Below are 15,881 nucleotides of genomic sequence, written 5' to 3'. Positions count from 1 at the left end.
CCACGAACAGGAGAAGGGCGTCACCCCAGGGATCTCCTTGGGGTGACGCCCTTCTCGTGTATCAGGCGGCGAGTTCGCGTCGTACTGCTCGACGTTCCCGGCGGTTGGCGCGTTCCTTGATCCGCTTCACTTCTCCGGGCTTCCAGTTGGTGGCCCGGCGGCTCACGCGGGTGAAGGCGTCTCGTTCGTCTCCGCCGACGGTCTTGCGCTTCATGGCTGCTCCTGCCGTTCGCTGTGCTGTTGTGATGACACAACTTTCGCAACCGGGCGCAGTTGGTGTTGCAGACCGATAGGCCGCGCTCCCCCGCCGCTCTCAGCCGCCGGTCTCATCCCCCGCGTCGGCGTCGGCGTCGGGATTAGGGGCTCAAGGTGTTGCCGAGCACGATCGTCCCGTGCCGGTCGGTGGGGAACGGTTCCACCTCGACCACCAGCTCTTTTTCCGTCACGTCGGGATCACCGTCGAAGGGGTCATCCCATGTTCGCCCCGTGAGGTGGAGGGCGCTGGTGTTCTCCAGCGCCCGTCCCAGCCGTGCCCGTCGACTCCTCGTCACTTCCCGTGCCCTCCATTCGCATCACCCTCATTGCGAGGCTAGTCACCACCGATCCCGGACAGGGCCTGCGCGCGAGCCGGGCCGGTGGCGTTCTGAAACACCGCGGCTGATCGGGAGAGACCGTCGTGGAGTCCACTCGCCCGACTCTCATGGAGGTTCCATGACCACGACCCTGCCCGCCGCCGACACAGCGCCCGGGGAACGGACGGAGATCGCCTCGGATGCGTGGCACTACGGCTTCGTCCCCGCTCGCTACGAGCGCGCCAGCATCGACTGGATTCGTGAGTACGCGGCGGTCTCGGACGCTCACGCCAAGTTCATGCGGTCGATCGGCTACTACCGGTGGGCGTCCTACCAGGGGCGGACGTCGTACTACTCGTCCCGGCCGTTGCCGTTCTCGGCCGGTGGGCAACGCTCGTTCGTGTTCCTCGAGGATGGAACGGTCGTCGAGGTGTCCTCCTGCGGCTCTCCGCCGTACCGGCGAGTCAGCGACGGGTCCGTCGTCGCGGACTGACCGACCAGCGGGGGTGCTACATCATCTCGGCGCGATCCTGGGTGCACTCCTGGATGGCGCGGATCGCCTCACGGATCTGCGGGATCTCGCGCAGCAGCATGTCGACATCGTCGAGGGCCTCGGAGAACGCGGTCAGTTCGGAATCGTCGCAGGCGTCGAGGAACTCGGGGAGCGTCTCGGCGACCTGGGATACCTCGGGCAGCTTGCGACCCATCTCGTTGATCAGACGCAGGGTGTCGGTGAACCGGATGAAGTCGTCGGTGCGGGCGAGGGTTTCAGCCCATGACTGTCCCCCGTCGGGGGCCATCGATCCGGTGGCCTGTGCACCGAACGCCCCGAACGGATCGTCCACGTTGACGTCGACGCTGGTGTCGCGTTCGTGGTGGGGATCGGTGTTGGGCCAGTCGGTCGGGTCATCGCCCTCCGAGGCCAGAGGAACGTCCCCATCGGACTCGGAGGGGACCCGCGGGGTGGGAGCTGCGCCGATTGTCTCCGGTGCTCCCCCGAGCTCGTTGTTCGGGGCAGGTTCCTCGGCCGGCGGCGTAGGCGTGCGGCCCGCGGCTTCCGCGATCACCGACTCGACGATCTCCTGCACGGCCTCGCTGTCCGGCTGCTCCCCGCTTTCGGCGGCGGCGATGACACGGTTCTCGATCTGAGTGAGCATCGTGACGTCGTCGACGCCATTCTCCCGCGCGGCCCGCAGTGCCTTCTCCGCGACGTCCAGCTCGGTCGCGTCGACTCCGGTCCGGGAGGACACCTCGTGGAGGAACAGGGCGGTGCGGGCCATGCGGTAGATGTGCGCACGCCCGTACGGCTTCCCGGTGCGCGGGTTGATCAGGCCGCCGTCCTTGAACTCACCGAGGATCAGGTCCTGCGGATTGTCGTAGCCGAGAGGCTCCCACGCTCGCCGGCGGAAGATCTGCTGCATCGCGTCCTCGAAGCGGACAGCTGCCTCAGCGACCTCGCGGACGAGTTCGCGGGCTTCCTCTTCGGTGCAGGGGCCGGCGTTCGGGTCGACAACGTCGTGGTCGTCGAGGGTGTCGATTGCGCTGCTCACGAGCGGTCTCCCTTGGTGATCCGATGGTTCTCGCGCACGGTAGCGAGGCGGTTATCCAGCGCTCTCTGTCGCTTGATCCTGATCGCTCGAACTATCCATTCCAGACCTGTCGCAACAGCACCCTTCAGCCGAATACACGCCCTAGAGATACATGTACTCCTAGAGTATTTTGCGCTAGTAGTAGACAATCCCTATCTAGCGGCGTAACTTCTCTATCGCAGCCGCCACATCGAGAGGATGAAACATGTCCCCCACGCTCATTCAGCAGGACTCGGATCGCAAGGCATCGCTGACCGTCAGCCGGCAGAAGGCAGCAGAACTGCTCGGCACTTCGGATGCAAGCGTGCAGTTCCTCCTCGAATCGGGCTACCTTCCCGATCTCGACGTCAGCAGGCTGCTCACGATGGCGAACTACCCCCTGCTGTACACCGACGGCGACTACCCGGTCCTGCAGCAGGCATTGGCGTCCGCAATTGAGCCGGAGCCCTATCTCAATCGCACCCAGATCGGTGAGAGCGTCAAGCACACCGACGCCGAATGCGTGCTCGCCAACCAGGGCGCATGGACCAATTTCCGTGACTCCGATGTCCTTGCCGCACGGTTCCTTCCGGTGACCCTTCGGAAGTTCACCGTCTCGGTGCTGCACGTCACGGGGATCCTCGGCTACAACGGCGACCGGACCGTCTATGACGCCACCCTCGCGGGCCGGGTACGCGAACTGGGAAAGCCGGAACTGAACTTCATCGACCCCAACCTCTCGCCCGCGGACCAGGAAATCGTCCGAACCCTGCTGACCTCACGCAGCACCTCGAACGTCCCCGGCCCGTGCGGGAAGCTCAAGACCCTCTGAACAGCGACGCATGACGACCTGTGGCCCCGAGGGAAACCTCGGGGCCACAGGGGATTTCTGTGTCAGGCGACGGTGTACCGGGCCGCCCGGATCGGCGGCGGAGTGTCCCCGTACGACCGGGACAGCATCTCGTGCCGCCACGACGTATCCGCCGGAATGTAGACACCGTTGGCGCGGGAGTGGTGCGCCGGAATGCCGAGGGTGTCCGCGAGGCGGGCCCGCTCGGCGAACGGGATCGTGCCGTCCTTCGCGCGCCGCGCCTTCGGGATGGTGATCCGCATCCCGCCGTCCTTGTCCCGCAGCACCGAGTAGTGCGTACGGGTGCGGGCGAACAGCGCGGCCCGGATCCGGTACTGCACGTCGGCGACATCGTTGAGGTCAGTGGGGCGGTCGGAGTTGGCGCCGCCCTTGCCTTCCCGTTCGAACGTCGTCGGCCACGCGACCGCTCGGCCCTCGGTGTCCTTCGGCGGCTTCACCGACGGGGTGTTGATCGGCTCGCCCCGACGCTGCTTCTCGAACAGGCCCTCCTTGTGGGTGTCCTGCCGCTGGGCGCGCAGGTTCTGGATGCGCGAGTAGTTCATCCGCTCGAGCGGGGCGCGGGGCGCGTCGTAGGCGGTGTCCGACGTGCGGTCGCGGCGCACCTCCGCCATCGACACCCCGGGCCGCAGCGCGGTGTCACCGGTCGGTGCGGCACCGTAGGCGTCGCCGAGGCTGTGCAGCGCCTTCCCGATGTGCTCGCAGCGGCCACCGCTGCTGAACTTCCCGCAGGTGCAGCGCATCCCGTTGCCGCCTGCCTGCGGGAACGGGGACACGACGTCGACGCCGGACTCGTCGCGCCAGACGGTGGCCTGCCCGGAGACGGTCGCCTCGGGGTACCGGAAGCTGACCGACGGGGCGGCCGCGCGGCCGGCGGCGACCTGGTCGCGGACATCGCGCGGCGGCGGGACGTTCGCGATGCCGCCGCCGGGGAGCTTGAACTGCCGCTGCGACATCAGGTTGACCCGCTGCATCGGCGGCGCGGGCGGTTCCAGACCGGCCTCGCGTGCCGCGCGGGCCTGGGCGCGCCAGTGAGCCTGCTGCGCACGGTCGGACATGCTGTTGTCCGCGGCCGCCGAGCCGGGGACCGGGCAGGCGTGGGAGGACGTCATCGACGCCCACCGCCCGCAGGTCGGGCACTTGCGCTGTTCCTGCGCGGCCTGCGCGTCGGCGGCGTTCTCCCAGTGGTAGGCGTCGTTGGTCTTGCCGTTGCCGCGGCGCATGACGGTGTTGGAGATGGCTCGGCCGACCTCGTCGGAGGCGAGGATCTGCGCGGCCTCTTCCTTGGACACGCGGTACGGGTACGTCTTGCCGGGCGAGACCTGGCCGTCCTTGCGGGTCCGCGGCGCGGTCGTGACCATCATCAGGCCGGATTCCTCGTTGTACGCGACCTCTTGCACCCACGACGACACCCCACCGGTGCGGGCCGCCATCTCCTGCTGCAGCTCGGCGTCGCTGTTGGCGACGGCTTTCAACCGCGCGTTCGCGTCGGCGACCGTAGTGATCGGTTGCCCGCCCGCGAAGCTGTCACGGTCCTGCTCGAGGAGCCGGCGCGCTTCATCACCGCGGACCTCGACGCCGTCGCGGCGCAGATAGACCGGCTCCTGCCCTGAGTCGAGAACCTGCTGCACCGATGCGGCCTTGAGGGCGTTGGTTGCGGCGTGGTGCTCGGCCTGCAGTTCTTTCCGGCGGGCGGCGAGGTCACCGTTCGGGCAGGCGGGCTGCTCGTGACCGAACTGGCCGCACTGTTCGCAGCGCACATTCGGGTTGGCGGACTGCGCGTACACACGACGGTGCTCGGGTCGGATCGTCGGGCGGCTCGGCTGTTTCGCCAGGTGCGCGAGGCGCCGCTCTTCCATTTCTGCCAGGGCATCCCGGGCTCGCTTGGACTGGCCGATGTCAGCCTGTCCCTGCGCGGACAGGCCTGCGACCGCGAGATCGTCGCGCCACGAATCCTTCAACGAGATACCGACGCTGCCGCGGCCGGTTCCCTGGCGCGCCATGATCGAATCCCACTCGGCCTGCACTTCGCCGATGCTGCGGCCGGTGTGCCGAGCGTTGATCTCGAAGTACGTGGTTTTCGCGGACTGGATGCGCGGCACCATGGTCCCGAGGTACTGGATCGCCTGCAGCTGGTTGCCGGCGTTCTTCTGTGCGTCCGTCAGCGGCGTCTTGTTGCCGAAGCGGTCGGTGTACATCCCGGTCTTGAGACGGTCGAGTTCGGTGTCGAGGCGAGTGATCACCCCGGGTTGGTCCCAGCTCTGCCGGTACTTCTCCCGATCCGAGATCGACGGATCGTTCTCGATCTGCTGGCGCAGGCCTTCGACGAACGCGATCTGCTGTTCGGTGGTCATCGGTGGGGCACCGTCGAAGTGGTGCTGCCGCTCGTGAATGGCGGACTGCAGTTCGCGATCGTGCAGTGAGCCCAGCCCCTGTGCCTTGCACATTTCCTTCGCGAGGCGGATCGCGGTCGACCTCGCTTTGTTCTCTCTGCAAACCATGCTCCTACCGGCGGCGGCTTCCTGGCCGCGCCGACTCCTTCCTCGATCGGGGGTGTGTGGCAGATCCGATTGCTGTTCATCCTGGCGTGGTGCACCGACAGCACCGGTGTCGTGAAGGTCGAATCACCGCGTCTAGCAGTGGAGATGACCTCAGCGGACAGCGGTCAGCTCAGGTTGATGCCCCGGAAGATCGGGTCGGGCTGCTCGGCCGGCAGCACCGACATCGTCAGCCAGCCGGCCTTCTCCAGGGACTCCAGATAGGCGGCACTGTCGCCGATGTCGAGGACCACCAGGTTCGGATCCCCAGGCACCACCACGCCGTCGCGGGTCATCTCCGACAGTAGGAGCGGGGTGTTCGAGTAGGGGTCGTAGTCACCGGTGTTGAGGACCAGCGACACCCGCGCGGACCACACCCCCGCCATCCGGGTGCGCAGGTTGTCTTCCTCGTCGACGAACGGGATTTCCTCGAGGACACCCACCGGGTAGGGGCCGTCGGGGTCCGCGGCCTTGGTCAGCTGCTGCTGTTCCTCGTCGCCGAGGTGATCCCAGCTGCCGTCCCGCTGGGCGAGGTCGTTGATCTGCTGCTGCAGCGCCAGCCGGAGCCGGTCGGCGTGGGCGTGCCGGAGGCGGGCCAGGGCCAGCCATGCCTCGTCGATCGCGGTGTCGTCGATCGACGATTCGAGATCGCGCAGGGCGGCGAGTTTCTCGGCGTAGTCACCGCCGATGATGACCGCTATCGCATCTTCGGGGGTGTCGGCGTAGACGCGGCGCTTGTCGGGCAGGGACACATCGTAGATGTAGGGGCGGCGGTGGCCGATCAACGGCAGGACCCGGCCGTGGGCGGCACCGATCTCGGTGTGTTCGCCGTCGGTGACGACGATCGGTGGTGCGATCTGAGCGGGGTCGAGACGGGCAGCGTCTTCGATGCTGATCGGGTGACGCACGGTCGGTTCGGTCACGGAGGGCCTCACATTCTGCGGGAAGCATTCAGGTGCTCGGCATCATGCGCGGCAGCTTCTCCACCAGTTACCAGACCCGCAACGCGGCCAAAGTATCCGCGACCATCACCATGTTCTGGACTACCTCTGAACAATGAGGTACATAACGGGACGGGCCGTGTCGCAGTATCGCGCGCAGTTTCTGCGCCGAGCACCTCAATTCGACCGTTCTCGCAATCCTTCACGATGATCGTGCGGCTTTCGGGTAACAGTTTGATACAGATGGGAGCCGATGGCATTGACCTCGGACGAGGTGGCGTCGAACTCGACCGCGTCGAACGGTTCACCGAACAAGACCGTACGGATAAAACGCCAATCTTTATACAAATGCTGACAAGTTGTGCCCTGCGCGGGCGCATGCTCAGCAATAATATTTCGATGCGGGGGATGTCGATCCGCATCCGGTAGCCATCAATCATTAGTCGCGCTTACGAGCGCTGCCTGAGTCGGAGCCTATTCCGGATTTTACCGACACCTTAAGGAGTAGGCAGTGCCACCGCATCGCCGCCCGGCGACAACCACTACATCCCCGAGCCACGAACCAACTTAACTTGAATGGAGTTCACAATGCCATCGGACGATGAAGAATTTCTATCGGTAGTCGAGTCCGTTCCTTATGTGGAATACATAGCGAAGGCGTTTAGCATCCTTGAAGGCATCTACAACTTCGGAAAAGAAAGCAAAGAGGATCGTGCGCTCCGAGAACTCCAGGAACGTGTCGCAGACCTTGAACGGTACATAAACAGTATCGATGACCGGGTCAGCCATCTTGAGCATAGAGTGAGTCAGGGCGACAATCGTGAACGACTGAGGAATATCAATACCCATCAGCTTTCAATCAAGAAACTTTCCAGAGACCTTCAAGGTCATCCCGAGGATGCGGTGAATATCGCCGAATCTGCATTCGATCATCTTCGCGTAATGTATGAAGACAGGGACCTTTGGCTCTGGGATGAGGCGGTCAGAAAGCCGACTGAAGCATCGAAGGATTGGCGCCCCTTGCCGCCATCCTTTAAAGGGCTCCCTTTGCCAGTATTCGGGTTGGGCACCATGGTGTGGGCTCTCGCCGCCCAAGCAGCAATAAAAGCGGGGGTTCCACGCCCCACATTTTCCTCCAGCGCCAGCGCGCTTCTCGGCTGGGTCTCCACTCGTCGCGAATGGGTGCCCGGAGAAGTTCCACCGCAGACAATCGCAGAGCATTTCAGGTTCGGAATACAGCTCGAAATATTGATGTCTACATACCCGAACAAAAAGGGTTACTGCGAATACTCGTTTGTCGCAGTAAACCATATCGATAGAACTCGCACGCATATTCGAGACCTCGATATCGACTACCGCGACTACCCAACAGCAATGTGCACGGCGGACCCGCGTCTCGCGGTCAACGACGAAGCCATATTGGAAGAAGAGTCACCCCAGATCAAGACATTGCGAATACTGGAAGAATCGGTCACGAGAATTCGGGACAGAGGAAGCCTCGCCGATCCCGTCTATGGACAATTTGCGGACTGGTTTTACGCGGACCTCACTCTGTACGGGATCGATGCAAGCGGCGAATTGCGTGGATATCAAATAAAGACGACGACTGCAGTAGCCGAACCGCCCGAAGTAGTACAAATCGGCGACGTCCTTGGCGTAGGGTGGCAACACTTTTCAGAAGTGCTCGGTACATACGGCAATATCGTGTACGCTCTTTCCGAAGATGGGTCGGTACAATGGTACCGAGAAGACGATATATCCAAAGGCCCACAAGGATGGACCGGGCCCCGCACGGTCAAGCGACCACGGGCAAGCCGCCTGATTATTGTCCGAGGCGAGTACCGCACCCATGTAAACGGCGGCGGCGGTACTATATATCAAATTCACCAGACGAACCTTTTCCGACTAGAGAGAACGTTGAAAGTGATGTTCCATGCCGACGTCAAAGGCGGAGACGGCGAATTCGGTAACCTCACAACAATTTCCGAGAATTGGCCCGACTACGTAACTGTTTTCGGCGGCAGCAACGGCGTAATCTACGGAATCGACCAGTCGGGCGATCTATTTTGGCACCGCCACAAGAACTCGCCGGATCCGGAAGGAAAAGTTGAGGGCCCAACCAAAATTGGCACCGGATGGCATGGCTTCACCTCGGTTTTTGCATTCGGAGATGGATTTATTGCCGGCGTTTACCCAAACGGGGAAATGCTTCTTTACAATTTTAGACAATGGCGGGATGGACCTGGCGAAAAAACGCCCTCGTGGCGGGGTCCTGCACAAGTGCCTGGTGTTCATTGGCGTAGTTTCAATACATTCATTCCAATGGTGGGAGACCGTCCACCAAAGGGCCCTCATTAAGAGACAGGAATTGCAGTGCTCTTGAGTGCGCCGGCGATCGCGACGGAGATGAGTTCGGCGAAGGCGTGTGGAGTGACATGGTCAACGACCGTGGTGTCCTCGGGGATGACCTGAGCTCGCTCGCGGTCACCGGTCAGCGCCCACACGACATGGACGTCGTGGCGGCGTAGGTATCGCACCCGGTCACCAATCGCGGAGGCTTCGTGGCTGGGCAGTTCACCATCGGTAAGAACGACGAGGACGCGGGCCCCGACAGCAGTTGTGAGATTGGCGCCGGCGGTGACGGCGGACATCGCCTCGGCGCACCCGGTCGAGGAGGATCCTCCAGGGACGACGGGTACTCGGTTCGCGCGGGCGCGAGGTCCGAGCAGTGCGGTGACGGTACCGCCGAAGCCAGTGGCGGCGGCGGTACCGCCGAGCTCTGCCGCGGCCTCCGCGAGCGACCAGATCACCGTGCCGGCCGCCGGGAGCCAGCGGTCCATCGAGCCGGAGACGTCGACGACGACACCGACATGCAGGGGCGGCTTCTCGGTGACCTTGCGTCGATTGCGGCGCCAGGGTGTCGCGGTGACGGCCTGCCCGTTGGCGCGTTGCGCTGCGCGTTGGACGAGTCCGCTCGTGCGAGCCTTCCCCGCCGGGTAGGCCACCTGTTCGGTGACCTGCCGGGGCGCTTCGTACTGGGCGCGTTTGAGGCGGCGCACGATCGCCGCGCGCTCGGCGACCTCCGTGTCGGTGGGCGGCCGGTGCCGGATGCGGGTGAGGGCTTTCGCGTCGAACACCGCTCGGGCTGCGGCCGCGGCGAGGTCGCGTTGGGTGTCGTCGGCCCGCTTCTCGGGTGTCGGTTGCGGACCGAGCGTCTGGTGGAGTTCGAGCTCTGCCTCGGCGGAGGTCTCCGCGGCGAGGTCACGCAGCAGGTCTGTCCAGCCCGAGCCGATCCCGGTGCCGGGGTCGAGTCGGTCGCTGGCATCACTGGTGCCCTCCCTGGGGTTCGCTTCCTGGTCGCTCGGGTCGGTCCCGGTCTCACCGTCGTCACCGTCGCTGTCGACGCCGTCACCGGAGTGGTCGTCGCTATCGGCTGACTGCACTGCTTCCTCCCCCGGCCCGGAACCTGCCCCACTTCCACTGTCGGGATCGGCATCCGGAAGCAGACGGCACCACTGCCCGGCCAACGCCAACAGCCGTTCGTCGTCGCTGTCACGCAGGGCGAGGACCTGACGCCAGATCTGCGTGCACTCGGCCACGACGTCGGCGCCGAACTCCTCCTCCACGACCGGGCGGATCCGCTCGCCCACCCACCGTGGAAGCACCCCGGCGTCAACCTGGGGCAACACCCGCTCGAGCAGCACGCGCGGCGACGCCACCACCGACATCGTCACCGGGGCGGCCGACCGGAGGAACAGCCGCGACCTCGGGCTGCGGATGATCAGTCTGCGGTGCGCACGCGCGGCGTCGAGCGCCCACGCAACATCGAGCACCCCGGCCGGGACGGCGTCACCGACGCGGCCGCGCCACCGCGAATGCGCTGCACGCGAAGCTCCGTCGAGGACGAGACCAGCCAAGATCGGGTGGGACAAGCGGTCGACGAGCGTCCTGGTCGTCGGAATGCGTCCGCGATCGTCGACCGATAGCTCTGCCGCGTGCGGGTCGATGCGGATCTGCCCGGACGTCGGATCGACGTCGACTCCACCCGGTGTCGCATCGAGGGTGACGGTGACGTCACCGCGCCCGGCGATCTGCCGTGCCCATTCGGTCGCCGACCATCCGGTCAGCTCCCAACTCTGCGGCCCCACTGCGGATTCCCTTCTCGATGCACCCGATTCTGGTGCGGATGTGTGTGTTGGTCAGGACTGGGCGATGAGTTCGCCGAGCTCGCCCGAACCCAGGCTGAGGTGCTTTTCCAGCTCCTGGGCGACTCGGCCGCGCAGGAGCGGCTCCGGGCAGGCCGACACCAACGATCGTGCTGCGAAGCCGATGCCGAGTACCGGGGCGATGTCGCGGGCCTTCAGCAGAGCGCGCAGCGACGGCACCCACACCGACTCAAGGCTCTTCGCTCGTGAGACGTCGTTCGCTGTCATCAGGGCGCGGGCGGCGTCGACGAATGCCTTCGGTACCCCGAGGTTCTCCGCGGTCGACAGGTCCGTGGGAACGGTGACGGTGAACGCGATCCGGTCGTGCAGCGCCTCGGGGATCCCGAACCCGGAGCCGGGGTTGTACGCGATCAGCACCGCGAAGCCGTCGGCGGCGTCGACCTGACCGACATGGGGGTTGGAGGTGTCGATGTAGGTGCGGCGGTGATCGCACACGGAGAGGAACACTGATTGCACTTCCTGCGGCGCGCGCGGCAGCTCGTCGGCCAGGAACGGACGTCCTTCCCGCATGGCCTGCAGCAGGGGCCCGTCGACCCAGGCAAACCCCGACGGTGCAGTCGGATCGGGGTTATAGCGGCCGACGATGTCTTCGACGGTTGTCTCGCCGTGGAACGTCAACTGCAGCAGGTCCGGCGCTGCGACCTGCGCGAGCGTGGTCTTGCCTGAGCCAGGTTCACCGGCGAGGCCGACGGTCCACCCGTGGGCGATGGCGGCGCGCACGACGGTGACGTCGACGATGCCGCCGACCATCCGCGGAAGGTACGGGTCTCCGGACGGGGTGCTGTACGTCTGGTCGGGGTCGGAGGAGATCGCCGGTTCCAGGTCGGTGCCGGCGGGGTCGCTGTCCCAGTCCACCGCGGGGGCGTCGCTACCGGCGGCCAAGGCGGCGCTGGCGAACTGTTCAATCTGCTCGTCGGGGTCGTCCGACTTGAAGTACGCGACCATGAAGGCGTTCGGGACCCGCTCGTCGGTGACGGTGTCGGCGAGTTCGATCACGCGCATCGGCAGCGAATCTGGGTCGCCGATTCGATCGCGGGTGTCTTCGACGTTCGACCCCAGCTGCAGGATCCCGTCGAGCAGCGAGTCATATCCAGTGGGTGTGGACTCCCAGGCAGACGCGCCGATCGTGCCGTGGCAGCGTCGCGGCGTCCCGTCACGCAGCAGCACCAGGTCTATCGCTGCACTTGACGAGTTCCCTGACCCTGCAGGGAATCCGACGTATCCGTAGGCGAGCACGAGGTGGTGATCCTTTCGAAGGGTGGTGGAGCGGTCGAACGGTAGACGAGCGATGGTCCACCCCGGCTGTCTTGACATCGCGATCATCGACAGCCGAGGTGGCCGCTGATCACGCGGCGAGCTGGGTGGATCCGAGTGGCGGGCGCTGCAGGCGGATCACCCGCGACGCGATGTCGAGGACGTCGGCGGTGTGCGAGACGACGATCATCGGCATTTCCAGGGCGCGCAGCATCGTCAGCATGTCCCGCCGGAATGCTTCGTCCTGCGAGGCGGTAATTTCGTCGGCGAACAGCATGCCGGGCTCGCCACCGCCGGCGAGCTGGCGGGAGAACCCGATGAATGCGCACACCGCGGCGCGGGCCTTCTCGCCGCCGGAGAGCTGCCGGGTGGCGCGGGTTGTCCCGTCGGGCAACACCACCTGCGGTACGAACGTCTCGTCGATCACGAACCCCACATGTTCTCCGCCCAGTCGGGTCAGGATGTCGGTCGCTGCTGCGGAGATCGTGGCGCAGTACTCGGCGAGCAGATCTCGGCGCAGGGCGATTCCGATGTCACGGGCGATGCGGGCGATCTCCGCCTTTTCGGCGGCCTCTCTCTTGAGCTCCCATCGGGTGGCGGCATCGTCGGCGATGCCGTCGAGTTGCATCGCTGTGGCGCGCGCGGCCTGGGCGTGCGCTGCGGCGTCCGCGGCGCGTGCCTGTGCAGCGTCGAGGGCGGCGCGTGCGTTTGCTTCGCGGGACTCGGCGGCCGCGACGTCGGTGGGGCTCGGTGCGTCCACCACCGCGGCGCGTGCCACCTCGACGCGCTCGCCGGCAGCAGCCGCCCGGGTGAGGGCGTCGGCCAACGCATTCCATGCCGTCGTGACCGTGCGTGCGGTGGCGAGCTGTGCGGTCAGTTGCTCGTGCACGGTGAGCGCTGCCCGGTGGATCTCGTCCCGCCCGGCTGGTGCCGGTGCGTTCTGGTGAGTGGCGACCAGCTCGGCCAGCGCCCCGGCGGCCTGGTCGGCGTGCCGGGTCGCGGCGCTGGCCGCGGCCTCCGCGTGCTCGGCGACGAGCGCGAGGCTGTCGACGTTCGCGAGAGCGTCGTGGGCCTTGCGCAGCCGGGTCTCGGTGTCGAGCAGGGCCCGGTCCAGCGCGGTTGCCCTCTGGTGGGCGGCCGTCGCCTCCGCACGTGCCTGGTCCAGGATCGTGCGCTGCTCGTCGATCAGGGCGGCGACGTCGCCGACGTCCTGTCGGCAGGTCGGGCATGCGGCAGCGTCCATCGCGCGGGAGAGCGTCGCGATGGCCTCGTCGCGTTGGGCGACGGCGGCGTCGGCGACGTGCGCTGCCCGCAGGGCCTCCTGGTGTGCACTTCGCGCGGCCTCCACCTCGGCCTGCCCGGCGGTCACCGCGGCGGCCAACGCATCCGGGTCGACGGCCGCGTGTGCGGCGCGGGCCTGCTCGGCGGCGGTCCGGGCACTGCTCTCCTGCCCGGCGGCGGACTTGAGTTCCGTGCCGCGGCGGGTCAGTTCGCCGAGCGCGTGTTCGAGATCGGTGCACGCCTGGCGGGCGACGGCGCCCCGCGGTTCGTGATCCCCGCTGGTTGCCTCACCGAGATCGTGGAGACGTTGGCGGGCCGCGTCGACAGCCTGCCCGGCGTCCGCTGCAAGTGCCTGGGCGCCGACTACGGCTTCGCGGGAATCGCGGGCGAGGCGTTCGGCGCGCTGCAGTTCCTTCGCCTGCTGGTTGGCGGCATCCCAGATGGTCCGGGCTTCGGCAGCGTCAGCCGCGGCTCGGTTGCATTCCTGCTGCAGGCGATCACTTTCGGCCCCGGCTTCCTCGGCGTCGTCGGCGGTTCGCTTCACCTCGGCCGGGTCACCGGGCAGTGCCTCGGCCCGGACCGCGGCGTCCTTGCACTCTTCACGCAGTCCCTGGATACGCTTGGTCAGGTCGTCGAGGCCGGTCAGCTCTTCGAACGTTTCCTGCACCTTCGCAGGGGTGCCCGTCATCAGTTCGGTCAGTTGCCCCTGCGCCATGTAGAACGCGCCGCGGAACGTCTTCGCGGTCAGCCCGGTCAGCTCGGTGATGATCCGGGTCAACGACGCCGGCGTGACGTTCGACTGCTTGACGCCGTTGATCCACAGTTTCGCCGACGCGGATTCGACACCGGCCTCGGAGCGGGTGATCCGGCGTACGGCGACGACCTCGTCGCTGTCGATGAGAACGGTGGCGGTGACCTGGGCGGGTTCGGTGGATCCCTCGCGGCGCAGTGCAGCTGCCGATCCGGCTGACCCGGTGTCTCCCCACAGGCACCACGGCAACGCGTCGAGGATGCCCGACTTGCCGACCCCCGAGGGGCCGTACAGAGCGGTCGTGCCGTCCGGGTCCACATCGAGTGTCATGTGCTCGACGGAGCGGATGTTGGTGATCTCCAGCGACTTCAACCGCAGCATGATCCCGGTCCCTTTCGTGATGGTGCCTGTCGATGCCTGTGACGCTACGAACGGCTCGGGGTGGGTGTTTCAGTCGTGACACCGACATCGAGTATGTCTCGCCGACCTGCGGAAATGCCCGTACGATCGGAGGGGCGTGGCCGGAGGAAGGTGGTGGGCAGTGTCGGTGGACAGCGGTCTGATGCTCGACCTCGAGGGAGTGCCCGACCGCGGCGAGCAGCTGGCTCTACTCGGTGATCGTCGCCCGGTGCGGGTGCCGGCCGACCTGTGGCGGCAGTGGTTGTCCGATCCGGTGGTCGTCGCTCGGTTCGAAGCCAAGCGCTACCGCCGCAGTCCCCAAACCTGCTGGCCGTTCATCGGTGCCATCAGCTCCACCGGCCACGGTTCGTTCCGAGCCGGCAACATCGGACTCGAACGCCGCGGGACCGTCCCGGCTCATCTGTTCGCCTATCAACTCGAATACGACGTGATCCCCAGGCTCGGTTGGGCCGCCACCGACGACGTCACCGTCTGTCATCAATGTGACTACGCGGCCTGCACCAATCCCCGGCACATGCGGCTCGGTACGAACGGCACCAACCGCATCGAGTACCTGCGTCGGCGCCGCAATTTCAATTCGCCTCTCGCCGATGTGCGCGGCTCGGCCGGGCGCAGTCGTGCAATCGCCGAAGCGGTACGGGCAGGGCTGCGCAACGGCGACAGCGCGGCCCGAATCGAGGCACGCATCCGGGCCGCAGAGGACGCCGGCACGCCCCTGGCACTGTGGTAACCGTCGACGGAGTCCACGGAACATGGCAGCGAGCAGGCGGTCCTGCACGTCACTTGCTCCAGAGAACAAACATGCGCCCGAGCGCTGGTGGGCGGCACACCTCGCAACCGTCCACCACCGACTCTGCCGGACTGCGTCGGCGTGGACACCTCCGAGCAGGTCTGAGGATCGGTTCCGAGGCACAGTCCGGCTGGATACAGACGCCGATCTCACCCTCGGTTTGCCCAGCGCGGCGAGCCTGCGAGGCACAGCGGATGACTACGATCCGGTCCTTGCCGATCAAAGACCTGGTCGAGGTCGTCTCTCATCAGGACCGACTCATGCGACGCCAGATTCTGGCACCCAGGACGGCAGCGACCGCGAAGGCCAGCACGGACACTGACACGAGCACGGTCGTCAACGAGTCGCCCCACGACTCCGGGGACATCGGCGCCGCCACAGCCGATTGCGTCTCACCCGCTGCTGCGACAGGTACATCGACGACCGCGGCACCGTTGTGGACGACTCCTGAAAACGGCGTCCAGTCCACATCTGTGTCACTGCTCGACCAGTCCGAGGGCATGATCACGATCTCACCGTCGGGGCCGGTCCCGATAGCCAGACCGTTGAATCCTGCGATCGGTCTTCCGTGTGCATCGGTCGAAGGCAGGACCGTTCCGTCAGGAAGCACGAACACGGGTAGGCCGTGGTCCGTCAACGGATCGTCGACTGTGGGCGACATGGCTGCTCCTCT

14 protein-coding genes are annotated in these 15,881 nt (G+C 66.0%); 5 read left to right on the top strand and 9 right to left on the bottom strand.

Going from position 1 to position 15,881, the window contains the following annotated elements:
- Positions 1 to 61: 61 nt before the first annotated feature.
- Both K3M35_RS21695 and K3M35_RS21690 read right to left on the bottom strand, forming a co-directional pair.
- Positions 62 to 214: a hypothetical protein gene (locus K3M35_RS21695; RefSeq protein WP_169918160.1), complete on the bottom strand. Its 153-nt coding sequence runs from the start codon at positions 212 to 214 to the stop codon at positions 62 to 64.
- Between the two features lie 142 nt (positions 215 to 356).
- Positions 357 to 551 carry a hypothetical protein gene (locus tag K3M35_RS21690; protein ID WP_217580341.1) on the bottom strand — a complete coding sequence of 65 codons (195 nt, stop codon included), beginning with the start codon at positions 549 to 551 and terminating at the stop codon, positions 357 to 359.
- Positions 552 to 711: 160 nt separating this feature from the next.
- On the opposite strand from K3M35_RS21690, the gene K3M35_RS21685 reads away from it, so the two are divergent.
- Entirely contained in the window at positions 712 to 1,065 is a 354-nt protein-coding gene (locus K3M35_RS21685; RefSeq protein WP_072816036.1) for a hypothetical protein, read from the top strand.
- A 16-nt stretch (positions 1,066 to 1,081) separates the two neighbouring features.
- Here the strand turns inward: K3M35_RS21685 and K3M35_RS21680 are convergent, their stop codons facing one another.
- On the bottom strand, positions 1,082 to 2,122 hold the full coding sequence (locus K3M35_RS21680) for a hypothetical protein (protein WP_217580340.1): 1,041 nt from the start codon (positions 2,120 to 2,122) through the stop codon (positions 1,082 to 1,084).
- Between the two features lie 244 nt (positions 2,123 to 2,366).
- On the opposite strand from K3M35_RS21680, the gene K3M35_RS21675 reads away from it, so the two are divergent.
- Positions 2,367 to 2,972, top strand: a complete 606-nt coding sequence (locus K3M35_RS21675; RefSeq protein WP_072816040.1) for a transcriptional regulator — start codon at positions 2,367 to 2,369, stop codon at positions 2,970 to 2,972.
- Positions 2,973 to 3,034: 62 nt separating this feature from the next.
- Here K3M35_RS21675 and K3M35_RS21670 read toward each other — a convergent pair whose 3' ends face one another.
- Complete coding sequence (locus K3M35_RS21670) at positions 3,035 to 5,455, bottom strand: hypothetical protein (RefSeq protein ID WP_217580339.1); 2,421 nt, start codon at positions 5,453 to 5,455, stop codon at positions 3,035 to 3,037.
- Between the two features lie 218 nt (positions 5,456 to 5,673).
- Complete coding sequence (locus K3M35_RS21665) at positions 5,674 to 6,468, bottom strand: hypothetical protein (protein ID WP_138845943.1); 795 nt, start codon at positions 6,466 to 6,468, stop codon at positions 5,674 to 5,676.
- A 225-nt stretch (positions 6,469 to 6,693) separates the two neighbouring features.
- Here K3M35_RS21665 and K3M35_RS21660 point away from each other — a divergent pair, with 225 nt between their 5' ends.
- Together K3M35_RS21660 and K3M35_RS21655 are read left to right on the top strand one after the other, a co-directional pair.
- Positions 6,694 to 6,915 (top strand): hypothetical protein, encoded by a 222-nt coding sequence (locus tag K3M35_RS21660; protein ID WP_138845944.1) that lies wholly within the window; start codon positions 6,694 to 6,696, stop codon positions 6,913 to 6,915.
- A gap of 159 nt (positions 6,916 to 7,074) precedes the next feature.
- Positions 7,075 to 8,844, top strand: a complete 1,770-nt coding sequence (locus K3M35_RS21655; RefSeq protein WP_175428135.1) for a tachylectin-related carbohydrate-binding protein — start codon at positions 7,075 to 7,077, stop codon at positions 8,842 to 8,844.
- Here the strand turns inward: K3M35_RS21655 and K3M35_RS21650 are convergent.
- The 3 genes from K3M35_RS21650 to K3M35_RS21640 all read right to left on the bottom strand — a co-directional run bounded on the left by K3M35_RS21650 (position 8,841) and on the right by K3M35_RS21640 (position 14,379).
- The gene (locus K3M35_RS21650; RefSeq protein WP_138845946.1) at positions 8,841 to 10,634 is read right to left on the bottom strand and encodes a hypothetical protein; all 1,794 of its coding nucleotides are present in this window, start codon (positions 10,632 to 10,634) and stop codon (positions 8,841 to 8,843) included. The two genes, K3M35_RS21655 and K3M35_RS21650, sit on opposite strands and share 4 nt — an antisense overlap.
- A 51-nt stretch (positions 10,635 to 10,685) precedes the next feature.
- On the bottom strand, positions 10,686 to 11,879 hold the full coding sequence (locus K3M35_RS21645) for an AAA family ATPase (protein WP_175428136.1): 1,194 nt from the start codon (positions 11,877 to 11,879) through the stop codon (positions 10,686 to 10,688).
- Positions 11,880 to 12,057: 178 nt separating this feature from the next.
- Positions 12,058 to 14,379, bottom strand: a complete 2,322-nt coding sequence (locus K3M35_RS21640) for an AAA family ATPase (protein WP_138845948.1) — start codon at positions 14,377 to 14,379, stop codon at positions 12,058 to 12,060.
- A gap of 160 nt (positions 14,380 to 14,539) precedes the next feature.
- Here K3M35_RS21640 and K3M35_RS21635 point away from each other — a divergent pair, with 160 nt between their 5' ends.
- The gene (locus tag K3M35_RS21635) at positions 14,540 to 15,148 is read left to right on the top strand and encodes a hypothetical protein (RefSeq protein WP_138845949.1); all 609 of its coding nucleotides are present in this window, start codon (positions 14,540 to 14,542) and stop codon (positions 15,146 to 15,148) included.
- Positions 15,149 to 15,455: 307 nt separating this feature from the next.
- Here K3M35_RS21635 and K3M35_RS21630 read toward each other — a convergent pair whose 3' ends face one another.
- On the bottom strand, positions 15,456 to 15,869 hold the full coding sequence (locus tag K3M35_RS21630) for a hypothetical protein (protein ID WP_138845950.1): 414 nt from the start codon (positions 15,867 to 15,869) through the stop codon (positions 15,456 to 15,458).
- Positions 15,870 to 15,881: the final 12 nt, after the last annotated feature.

Source organism: Rhodococcus sp. DMU2021 (genome assembly GCF_019641445.1).
In the GTDB taxonomy this organism is placed as follows: Bacteria; Actinomycetota; Actinomycetes; order Mycobacteriales; family Mycobacteriaceae; genus Rhodococcus; species Rhodococcus pyridinivorans.
Note: the sequence above shows the minus strand (reverse complement) of the source record. Positions and strands in the feature narration are given on the sequence as shown.